General features: G+C 38.4%; 10 protein-coding genes and 1 tRNA gene. 6 read left to right on the forward strand and 5 right to left on the reverse strand.

The window, feature by feature from the left end; all coding sequences use genetic code 11:
* Nucleotides 1-44 precede the first annotated feature (44 nt).
* On the reverse strand, nucleotides 45-1,706 hold the full coding sequence (gene recN, locus AVJ19_RS06410) for a DNA repair protein RecN (RefSeq protein ID WP_111858941.1): 1,662 nt from the start codon (nucleotides 1,704-1,706) through the stop codon (nucleotides 45-47).
* A 271-nt stretch (nucleotides 1,707-1,977) separates the two neighbouring features.
* Here recN and AVJ19_RS06415 point away from each other — a divergent pair, with 271 nt between their 5' ends.
* The 3 genes from AVJ19_RS06415 (at nucleotide 1,978) to AVJ19_RS06425 (ending at nucleotide 4,151) form a co-directional block, all read left to right on the forward strand.
* On the forward strand, nucleotides 1,978-2,301 hold the full coding sequence (locus tag AVJ19_RS06415) for a pyrimidine/purine nucleoside phosphorylase (protein ID WP_111858942.1): 324 nt from the start codon (nucleotides 1,978-1,980) through the stop codon (nucleotides 2,299-2,301).
* Nucleotides 2,302-2,440: 139 nt separating this feature from the next.
* Nucleotides 2,441-3,193, forward strand: a complete 753-nt coding sequence (gene rlmB / locus AVJ19_RS06420; protein WP_111858943.1) for a 23S rRNA (guanosine(2251)-2'-O)-methyltransferase RlmB — start codon at nucleotides 2,441-2,443, stop codon at nucleotides 3,191-3,193.
* A gap of 37 nt (nucleotides 3,194-3,230) precedes the next feature.
* A complete protein-coding gene (locus AVJ19_RS06425) occupies nucleotides 3,231-4,151 on the forward strand; it encodes a DMT family transporter (RefSeq protein WP_111858944.1) in 921 nt (306 codons plus the stop codon).
* Between the two features lie 62 nt (nucleotides 4,152-4,213).
* Here AVJ19_RS06425 and coaE read toward each other — a convergent pair whose 3' ends face one another.
* From coaE to pilB, 4 genes are read right to left on the reverse strand one after another with little or no spacing between them, the layout of a single operon-like run.
* Complete coding sequence (coaE, locus tag AVJ19_RS06430; RefSeq protein WP_111858945.1) at nucleotides 4,214-4,810, reverse strand: dephospho-CoA kinase; 597 nt, start codon at nucleotides 4,808-4,810, stop codon at nucleotides 4,214-4,216.
* Between the two features lie 24 nt (nucleotides 4,811-4,834).
* Nucleotides 4,835-5,698, reverse strand: coding sequence for a prepilin peptidase (locus tag AVJ19_RS06435; RefSeq protein ID WP_111858946.1), 864 nt, complete (start codon nucleotides 5,696-5,698; stop codon nucleotides 4,835-4,837).
* On the reverse strand, nucleotides 5,695-6,924 hold the full coding sequence (locus AVJ19_RS06440) for a type II secretion system F family protein (RefSeq protein WP_111858947.1): 1,230 nt from the start codon (nucleotides 6,922-6,924) through the stop codon (nucleotides 5,695-5,697). The genes AVJ19_RS06435 and AVJ19_RS06440 overlap by 4 nt, the downstream gene beginning before the upstream one ends.
* A gap of 26 nt (nucleotides 6,925-6,950) precedes the next feature.
* Nucleotides 6,951-8,669, reverse strand: a complete 1,719-nt coding sequence (gene pilB, locus AVJ19_RS06445) for a type IV-A pilus assembly ATPase PilB (protein ID WP_111858948.1) — start codon at nucleotides 8,667-8,669, stop codon at nucleotides 6,951-6,953.
* 433 nt (nucleotides 8,670-9,102) lie between these two features.
* Between pilB and tpiA the strand changes: the two genes are divergently transcribed.
* From tpiA to AVJ19_RS06460, 3 genes are all read left to right on the forward strand, one after another.
* Nucleotides 9,103-9,897 carry a triose-phosphate isomerase gene (gene tpiA / locus AVJ19_RS06450; RefSeq protein ID WP_111858949.1) on the forward strand — a complete coding sequence of 265 codons (795 nt, stop codon included), beginning with the start codon at nucleotides 9,103-9,105 and terminating at the stop codon, nucleotides 9,895-9,897.
* Between the two features lie 9 nt (nucleotides 9,898-9,906).
* Nucleotides 9,907-10,239: a preprotein translocase subunit SecG gene (gene secG / locus AVJ19_RS06455; protein WP_111858950.1), complete on the forward strand. Its 333-nt coding sequence runs from the start codon at nucleotides 9,907-9,909 to the stop codon at nucleotides 10,237-10,239.
* Between the two features lie 62 nt (nucleotides 10,240-10,301).
* Nucleotides 10,302-10,386: transfer RNA gene (locus AVJ19_RS06460), tRNA-Leu, on the forward strand.
* Nucleotides 10,387-10,430: the final 44 nt, after the last annotated feature.

Here is a 10,430-nt window from a genome sequence, read left to right on the forward strand (position 1 = left end):
AGTGAATCGTTCACTGGTTTTTTTATTTGGGAGAGGCATTTAAATCAAGCGTGTTGAAATTTTAATTGGCGTAATTGTTTGGCATGCTGCAAAGTAGTTTCATTAATTTCTACACCGCCTGTCATACGAGCCAATTCCAAAATTAATTGCTCTTCTTCAAGTTTAATGATGGTGCTGCTCGCAGGATCAGTCTGTAATTTTTTCACCAATAAGTGTTGGTCAGATTGAGCTGCAACTTGAGCTTGATGGGTAATACATAAAATTTGTACATGCTGTCCCAAACTTGCCAATAAACGTCCCACAATTTCGGCTGTACCACCACTGATCCCAACATCAATTTCATCAAATACTAAAACTTCGGATTCAGTTTTTTCAGCATTCATCACTTGCATAATCAAGGCAATACGTGACAATTCACCACCAGATGCCACTCGTGCGAGTGGCTGTGCAGGGATGCCCTTATTGGCAGTAAACAGCAGTTGAATAAAGCTGAGACCTTCACCTGAAACTTGCTCCAAAGGATCAAATCGAAACTCAAAATATGCTTCAGGCAGCGCCAGTTGTTTTACTTGCTCGGTGAGCTGCTTGGCAAGCGGAATTGCAGCTTCTCTGCGAATTGCATCTAAATGCTGGGCTTTATTTAAAAATTCTTGTTGTGAAAGCTCCACTTGTTCAGCCAAAGTTTCTGGATCTTCAAGCTGATGAAGTTGTTGTAATTCTTGTTGCCAGTCTTCATATTGTTGTTTTAATTCATCAGGTTGAGTGCGATATTTTCGTGCCAAACGATGAAAAATTTCTAATTGAGTGTTTAATTGTTCCATTCGTTCAGGGTCAAAGCTTTGACGGTCAATAAATTGACGTAAGTTTGATGTTGCATCTTCTAATTCACTTTGTGCATTGAGCAGTGAATTATAGATTTCTGAAAGTTGTTCGCTGCGTCCTGAGTGAGATTCGATACGGCGTAAAATTGAAGACAATTCTTGGGTAATATTTTGTTCTGATTCATCAAGCGTATTTAGACTATAACTACAGTCTTGCATGATGTGTTCATGATGGCTTAAGCGATCAAATTCTTGTTCAATCTCTTTATAGTCAGTTGCAATGATATCTTCAAGTTCTTCAAGCTGTAGCTCTAAGGTTTCAATGCGTTGCAAACGTGTGGCTTGAGCATCTAAAGCGGCTTGATGATGTTTAATATTTTTTTGCCACACACTATAAGCATCACGAACATCTTGTGCAGGACGATGAAAATCACTGTAACGGTCTAACCAATGTTTTGGATAAGGTGGCTCTAAAAGTTGCTGCTGACTGTGCTGACTATAGAGTTGTACCAATAAACGCCCGATTTCTTTCAGTTCAGATAAGCTACTTGGGCGACCATTGATCCATGCTTTGCTACGACCAGTCGCAAAAATGACTCGTCTTAAATGAATTTCACCAGATTCATCATCTAACTCATGGGTTTTTAACCATAAATCTTCAGGGCTATGCTCTTGGTAGCTAAAAACAGCGGTAACATCGGCTTTTTCTGCACCATAACGTACATAATTGGTATCTGTACGTTCACCTAAACATGCGGATAATGCATCTAAAAGAAGGGACTTTCCTGCACCTGTTTCACCTGTTAAAACATTAAAACCTTGTTCAATATCAATCGCAAGGTTATCTGCCAAAGCAAAATTAAGTAGATTTAAATGTGTCAGCATACACGCATCCAAGCTGCGAAAAGTTCAGTTCTAAGATAGTCAAGTTTTGTTTTAGTCACAAGTCAGAATAGATTCTAATGGTGAAGAATTTTCGCTATTTTAGCGTAAATTAAAGTAAAAAATACCAATTCTCCGAGATAATTTTATATTTAGTAAAATACCGATTTTAAGTTGAATTATTTTGCTGAAACAAGAGATTGATTAGTTTGAGGAGTGCAATTAAACTAAGCTGAACAACATAATATCAATGCGCATTATCTGGAGAATACGCATGCCTACTCAGTTTGATCATGTATCAGTGATAAAAAAATCAAACGTTTATTTTGGTGGTCTATGCATTAGCCACACTGTACAGTTTGAAGACGGGACTAAAAAAACACTAGGGGTTATTTTACCAAGCGAAGAAGCACTGACTTTCGAAACACATGTACCTGAACGTATGGAAATTATTTCTGGTGAATGTCGTGTAAAAATTGCAGACAATACAGAAAGTGAATTGTTCCGTGCAGGACAGTCATTTTATGTACCTGGCAATAGCCGTTTCAAAATTGAAACAGATGACGTACTTGACTATGTTTGTCATTTAGAAGGTTAAGCGAAGTTGATTCAATCGAAGATAAGCAAGGTATTTTGAGCTTAAATCGGTTAAACTAAGCACATCATGAAATCCTGTAAAGTTGGCTTTGCAGGATTTTTCTTTTCTCTCCCCCGATTTTAGTTATTAGAGGTCGTTCATGGCGAAGCCCGAATATTATTATGGCGTGCATTCAGTTGAGTCATTATTGGAGTTGGAACCAGAACGTGTTTTAACACTTTTTACTTTAAAAGGGCGTGAAGACCAACGTTTGCAACATATCTTGCAGATGGCAGAGCCGTTTGGTATCAGTATCCAACAAGCCAGTCGAGATACTTTGGAAAAATTAGCTGGTCTACCTTTTCATCAAGGCGTGGTGGCAGCGGTACGTCCGCATCCCGTGTTGAATGAAAAAGACTTGGATCAATTGCTGAATACTGAACATCAACCTTTATTGTTGGCTTTAGATCATATTACTGACCCACATAATTTAGGCGCATGTGTTCGTACAGCAGCAGCGATGGGAGTTTCAGCAGTCATTGTACCACGTGATCGTTCAGCAAGTCTGACACCAACAGCACGTAAAGTCGCAGCAGGTGGTGCTGAAAAAGTCAAATTCATTCAAGTAACCAATTTGGCGCGTACTTTGGGGCAAATTAAACAAGATTTTAATGTTCGTGTTGTAGGCACGATGCTGGATGAAAAAGCATTACCAATACAGAAGTTTGACTTTACTGGTACGCCTGTGTGTGTGGTGATGGGTGCGGAAGATACAGGTTTACGCCCAATTACTCAGTCTCAATGTGATCAAACGGTTTACATTCCAATGTCAGGAAATTTACAAAGTTTAAATGTCAGCGTTGCGACAGGTATGGCGCTGTATGAGGCATGTCGTCAACGTCAAGCTGACTAAGCTGTTTTTTATTCATTGTTAAAACTCGAGAAAGATCATGATGACCTCCCGCACGCAAGGCTATGTTTTTGTAGCGATTACAATGTGTATTTGGGGCGGTTTTACGATTACATCAAGGCTTAATGCAATTTGGCATATCAGCCCTTGGGATATTACTGCATTACGTTTTAGTTTAGCATTTTGTATTTTGATGCCAATTTTGATTTATAAAAAAGATACGGCTTTTTTATGGAAGAAAGAGCCTTTTATTTTGGCGATGATCGGCGGTGTGGTGTATTGTCTCACGTCTTATAGTGCTTTCCATTATGTGCCTGCTGCACATGCGGCAATTTTCTTAAATGGTTGTATTCCACTGTGTACAGCACTTGCGGCTTACTTTTTATTTAAACAACCTTTTGATCAGCATACATGGATCAGTCTCACAATTATGCTGAGTGCCATTGCTGGCATGAGTTATTTGATGTACCAAGAAACAGGTGTTGCATTTAGTTTTGGCGATGCTTTATTTTTTCTCAGTGCGGTTTGGTGGGGAATTTTTACTGTCCTGTTAAAAAATTGGAAATTGTCTGCATGGCATAGTATGGCAGGTGTGGCGATTTGGTCAGCATTGGTTTATGTGCCGATTTATTTACTATTTTTACCAAAACATTTAGATCAAGCGACCTTGCCTCATTTGGTCATGCAAACCATTTTCCATGGTGTTTTTGTGGTGATTATAGCGACATTAGCCTATGTTGAGGCAATTAAACGATTGGGTGCTTTTCAGACGGGAAGTATCGTGACTTTGGCGCCTTTTATTGCAGCAATTATTGCTGTGCCGCTATTGGGTGAGCCACTCAGTTTGGCAATTGTTTGCGGTTTGATTGGGATGGGAATAGGGGCGTTACAACCGTGGCGTTGGCTTGGGCGTAAAGATAGTTTGCAAGCACAATTGGATCAGCAGAAAAATAAATCATAAGTGATTGTTAGGAAATTCATAAATTAAAAACTTATGAATTTTCAGTCATACCCAATCGAAAATTATTCAGCCATTTTAAGATATTTTTCATGTAAAGGTTTTAAATGATCATATAAATGATCTAGCTGCCCATCATTCAACACAATATCATTAGCAAGTTTTTGTTTCTCTAGTCTTGGCATTTGTGCTGCAATAATATTTTTAATCTGTTCTATATTTTGCTCATCACGCTGTGATGCTCGGAAAATTTGTAAGTCTTCAGAAGCATCAATCAATAAGGTGTGTTGCGTGAGTTGGTGCTGATTGGTTTCAAACAACAAAGGTGAAACTAAGATTACATAGGGACTGCTAGCCGCTTGTAACTGTTGAATAATGGACAAGCGAATTGCAGGGTGGGTAATCGCTTCCAAAGTGTGACGAGCCGTAGGATCTTGGAAAATATGTTCACGTAATGCACGTCGATCAAGTTCACCATTTTCAAGGATAACCCAGTCTCCAAAAGTGTCTTGAATTTGTTTTAAAGCAGGTTGCCCTTTGGCGACAATTTCACGTGCGACAATATCTGCATCAATGACTTGAATGCCTTGGGTTTCAAACCATTGTGTTGCTGCGGTTTTACCACTTCCAATGCCACCAGTTAAACCCAAGATAAACTTCATTTTTTGACCTTTTTATTGCCTTGATTAATATTGTCCTAAATAGACTTTCATGATTTTCTCACCCCATAAAAATGCAATCCAACCAGCGATGGCAATATAAGGACCAAAAGCAAAAGGCTGATTTTCTTTACGGACTTTGAGTAAAATGATCCCAATAATTGCACCAACCATAGAGGAAAGTAGTACGATTAACGGTAACATGAAAGGTCCCATCCATGCACCTAGGGCAGCAAGTAATTTAAAATCACCATAACCCATGCCTTCTTTGCCTGTGATCAATTTGAATAGATAATAGACCACCCATAAGCATAAAAAGCCAATAATATAGCCCCAGATTGCAGAAGTGGCAGAGGTATAAATTGCAAAACTGTTAATGCCTAAACCGAGTGCAGCCAAAGGTAAAGTGAAGCGGTCAGGAAGCAGTTGTGTATCAAAATCAATAAAAGTGAGAGCAATCAATGTCCATGTTAGAACTAGGCCAAACAGCATTGCAAGCGTTGGACCATAGACAGCAACAACCAAAAGCGAACAACAGGCGGTTAATACTTCAATGAATGGATAGCGGATACTAATTGGATTTTGGCAAGTGCCACACTTAGCACGTAAAGCTACCCAGCTAATCACAGGGATATTTTGATACCAATGAATAGGTGATTTACATTTTGGGCAAGTTGAAGCAGGCGTGCTCAAAGTAAATTTGCTGTGATCAATAATCGCTTGTTCGGGATGTAGCAAGAGTTGACATTCTTGTTGCCATTCTTGCTCCATCATTTTCGGTGTACGATAAATTACCACATTTAAAAAACTACCAATACATAAACCCAGTACACCAACGACAAAATAAAGAGCACTAGGTGTAGTAATAAAATAGTTAAGAATATCTATCATTGAATTACTGCGCCCATTTGGAAAATTGGAAGGTACATAGCAATAACCAAACCACCAATAAGTACACCTAGTACTGCCATGATTAAAGGCTCCATCATGGTTGTTAAGCCATCAATAGCATTATCGACTTCATTTTCAAAATGTGTTGCAACTTTATCAAGCATCGCATCTAAAGAACCAGACTCTTCACCAATAGCGACCATTTGAATTGCCATAGAGGGAAATTTATTGGTGACACGCATAGCGAATTGTAATTGTTGGCCTGTTGCAACATCATCACGGATTTTCATTACAGCTTCTTCATAAACAACATTATTGGTTGCACCAGCTGTTGATTCCAATGCATCAATCAAGGGAACGCCTGCAGCAAAAGTTGTTGCAAGGGTTCGGCTATAACGTGCAATAATAGCTTTATAAACAAGGTCACCAAAGATAGGTGCTTTTAGTGCACTTCTATCAAGAAAATCACGAAATTTTTTACTACGTTTTTTTGTTTCCAAAAAAGCTGTAATAGTCAGTCCGATGCCAAGAATCAAAAGGAACCACCATTTTTGCATCCATTCGGACATATTCACGACCATTTTGGTGAAAGCAGGGAGATCTGCACCAAAAGATGAAAAAAGTTCTTGGAATACAGGAATTACTTTAACCATCAAAATAATGGTTACGATAAGCGCTACAATAAGAACTGTAATAGGGTATTTCATAGCTTTTTTAATTTTTTGTTTCAGGAGTTCACTTTTTTCCTTATAGATCGCAACACGATCTAACATAGTTTCCAATGCACCTGATTGCTCACCTGATTCAACGAGAGAACAAAATAAGTTATCAAAATGTTGAGGATATTTTTTTAACGCTCCAGCAAAGGTATTGCCGCCTTCAACTTCTCCTTTAATACCTAGAACGACTTCACGCATCGCTGGATTGTCTAAGCCTTCCGCCACAATGTCAAAACTTTGCACTAATGGCACACCAGCTTTTAGCATGGTAGCAAGCTGACGAGTGAAAATAGTGATGTCTAAAGTGCCTACTTTCTTTTTCGTTAAGCCTTCGAGGATATTTTTTCTTTTTTCTCGAATGGTTTTAATGTTAATGCCCTGCTTTCTTAAAGTGACTTTTGCTAAAGCCATATTTCGAGCAGGTAATTCCCCTTTAATTTTAATCCCTTTACGATCAACTCCGTCATAAATGAATGTCGGCATCATTTGCGCTTTTTTGACTGCCATAGTTGTATTCCTTTTTAGTATTCTGTTTATTCGCTAGTAACGCGATTAACTTCTTGTAGTGATGTTAAGCCATTAATGACTTTAATCAGCCCTGAGCGACGCAAATTATTAAACCCCAATTTGGCTGACGCTTCTGCAATTTCAAGTGCATTACCATCTTCCATAATAATTTTTGAAATCTCAGGTGTTATCTTCATCACCTCATATACCCCAACACGTCCCTTATAGCCTTCACGACATTCAGGACAACCAACTGGTTGAAAAATTTGAAATTCAGGATGTGCTAAATCTTGCTCAGTAAAGCCCATTTCTAAGAGACTGTTTTTAGGAATTTCTACAGGTGCTTTACAATGTGAACATAAACGACGTGCTAAACGTTGTGCGATAACTAGGTTGACAGAAGTTGCAATATTAAAAGAGGGAACGCCCATATTTCTTAAACGAGTCAATGTTTCTGGCGCACTGTTTGTATGCAATGTAGACATGACCATGTGACCAGTTTGTGCTGCTTTAATCGCAATTTCGGCGGTCTCAAGATCACGAATCTCCCCGACCATGATAATGTCTGGATCTTGACGTAAAAATGATTTCAATGCAACAGAGAAAGTGAGTCCTACTTTCGGGTTGACGTTAACCTGATTAATCCCTTCAAGGTTGATCTCTACAGGGTCTTCGGCTGTGGAAATGTTTGAACTTTCGGTATTTAAAATGTTTAAACCAGTATAGAGCGATACTGTTTTACCCGAACCTGTAGGACCTGTAATTAATAACATACCTTGTGGTTTGTCTAATGCCTCCATAAACAATGCTTTTTGATCTTCTTCATAACCCAAAGCATCAATTCCAAGCATTGCGCTTGATGGATCTAGAATACGCAGTACCAGTTTTTCACCAAATAAGGTTGGTAGTGAGTTAACACGAAAGTCGATCGCTTTGGTTTTAGAAAGCTTAAGTTTGATACGACCATCTTGCGGAATACGTTTTTCAGAAATATCCATTTGTGACATAACTTTTAAACGTGAGGCAAGTCGTGTCGCAAGTTGTAAAGGGGGATTGGTGATACTTCTTAAAACACCATCGACACGATAACGCACACGATATGACTTTTCATAAGGCTCAAAATGTAAATCAGAAGCTCCCATACGAATCGCATCAACAAGTAGCTTATTGATATATTTTACGATAGGCGCTTCTTCTTCAGATTTTCCATCATCTTGATCATCTGCTGTTGGATTTGCATCATCTGTTGGGATAACATCAACATCAATATCTTCACCATCAAAATCAAAGCTAGACTCTTCAGAAAAATATTTTTCTAAATATTTGACCAGTTTATTATGTTCAACGATGACGACTTCAATATTTAAACGGCTATTGAAACGTGCAGCATCTAAGGCTTCGATATTGGTTGGATCGCTGATAGCAATATATAAAATATTGCCACGTTGAACCAAAGGTAGCATTACATGTTTATGTAATAAGCCACTTTCAATCAGTTCTTTTGGAAATTGATCAGGATCAAAGCTATCAAGGTCAAATAAAGGTTCTGCAAATTCAAGCGCAATGGTTTCTGCGAGAAGTAGGGGTTTTAAGTTCGTATATTCAATAAGATAAGCTACAATATTGAGCTTATTTTTTTTGGCACTATCTAACGCAGATTGCATTTGCTGTGCAGAAATAACACCATCATCGACTAAACGGCGAATAAACCCCGAAAATTTCGGAGTGCCTTGTTGTGATACCATCCCCAATACACCTTTAATTTATTTTATAATTTCAATACTTAAGAATTTTATCACAATGTTGAATATCCGAGACTTCTTCTATTGGGTCTTTTGTTGATATGTACATTTGTGAACAGCAACTTCGATTCAAAACAACTTAATATATCCCCATAAATTAAAATTGCAGATTAAAGAATTGAAATTGTACCTAAAGTATTTTGAATAATATTTATATTAACCAAAGATTCTATGAAGCTAAAGCGCTAGACCGTTTTTTTTCACTTTAAAATACAAATAAAGCTGCTATTTTATGGTCATTGGTCGTTTTGTTACAAAAAATGGGATATTACACCGTATTGATTCGCAAAATTTAAAATAAGCAGCGAAAGAAAAAACATAAATCCTTAAAAATACGTGTAGAATATGCACATTTTTCGATAATAGGGTTAAGTGTATGTCGAGTTCGACGATTATTCCTTGGGTTGTCGGCAATTGGAAAATGAACCCAATGCAAGCGAATTCGCAGCAACTCATCCAAGATTTAAAGCAACAATTACAGCAAGATGCTATTTCTGAACAGCAATGTCATATTGGGGTTGCACCAGTTGCAATTGCGTTACTTTCCGTTCAGCAACAATTTGCAGATGCACCGAATAAAATTATTAGTGTGGCGCAAGATCTTTCACGTATGGCGGGTACAGGTGCTTATACAGGTGAGGTGAGTGCAGAATTATTAAAAGACAGCGGTATTGAGTTTGTTTTAATTGGGCATTCTGAGCGTCGTGAAATTTTTGGTGATAATGTTCAAATTGTGCAAGAAAAAGTTAAAAATGCTTTAAATGCAGATATGAAAATTATCTATTGTGTGGGTGAAAGCTTAGCACAGCGTGAAGCAGGTCAAGCTGAGCAAGTTGTTTTACAACAAATTTGTGATATTGCAGCACTTGTAAAAGCTGAGCAATGGAACAATATTATTGTGGCTTATGAGCCAATTTGGGCAATTGGAACAGGTAAAACAGCCTCTCCTGAAGATGCTCAAGCCATGCATGCTAAAATTCGTGAAGGTCTATTGCAGATTACGCCGCTAGGTGCAAATATTGCAATTCTATATGGCGGAAGCGTAAAAGCTGAAAATGCTGTTGAATTGGCTGCGTGTGCAGATATTAATGGTGCGCTAGTTGGTGGTGCCTCTTTGAATGCTGAGTCTTTTTATCAAATTGCTCAAGCTTTCGCAAAATCAAAAGAATAGGAGTTCGGCATGCATAATTTTGTGCTTATAGTGCATATGATTTTAGCTGTATTAATGATCGTACTGATACTTGTGCAGCATGGTAAGGGTGCAGATGCAGGTGCTTCTTTTGGTGGTGGTGGTGCAGCGACAGTATTTGGTGCGTCAGGATCAGGAAATTTTTTAACACGCTTAACTGCGATTTTGACAGCACTATTTTTTGTGACCAGTATTAGTTTGGCTGTATTTGCAAAAAAACAGACTTCAGATGCTTATGGCTTAAAAACAGTGCAAACAACTTCACAACCTGCACCTACTATACCGTCAAATACGGGTGAAACTTCACCAACTGCACCAAAATAAATACAAATTTTGCAATTAAACCTTTCAATTTGCGACGCAAGCTACTAGAATGCGTCACAGCTGCGGTGGTGGTGGAATTGGTAGACACGCTACCTTGAGGTGGTAGTGCTTTCGGGCGTGGGGGTTCAAGTCCCCCCTTCCGCACCAACTTATAATCCAGAAATTTAAGTTGGTGTATGCAGCAAAATCTG

Origin of the sequence: Acinetobacter sp. CFCC 10889 (genome assembly GCF_003268395.1) — a bacterium.
GTDB lineage: Bacteria > Pseudomonadota > Gammaproteobacteria > Pseudomonadales > Moraxellaceae > Acinetobacter.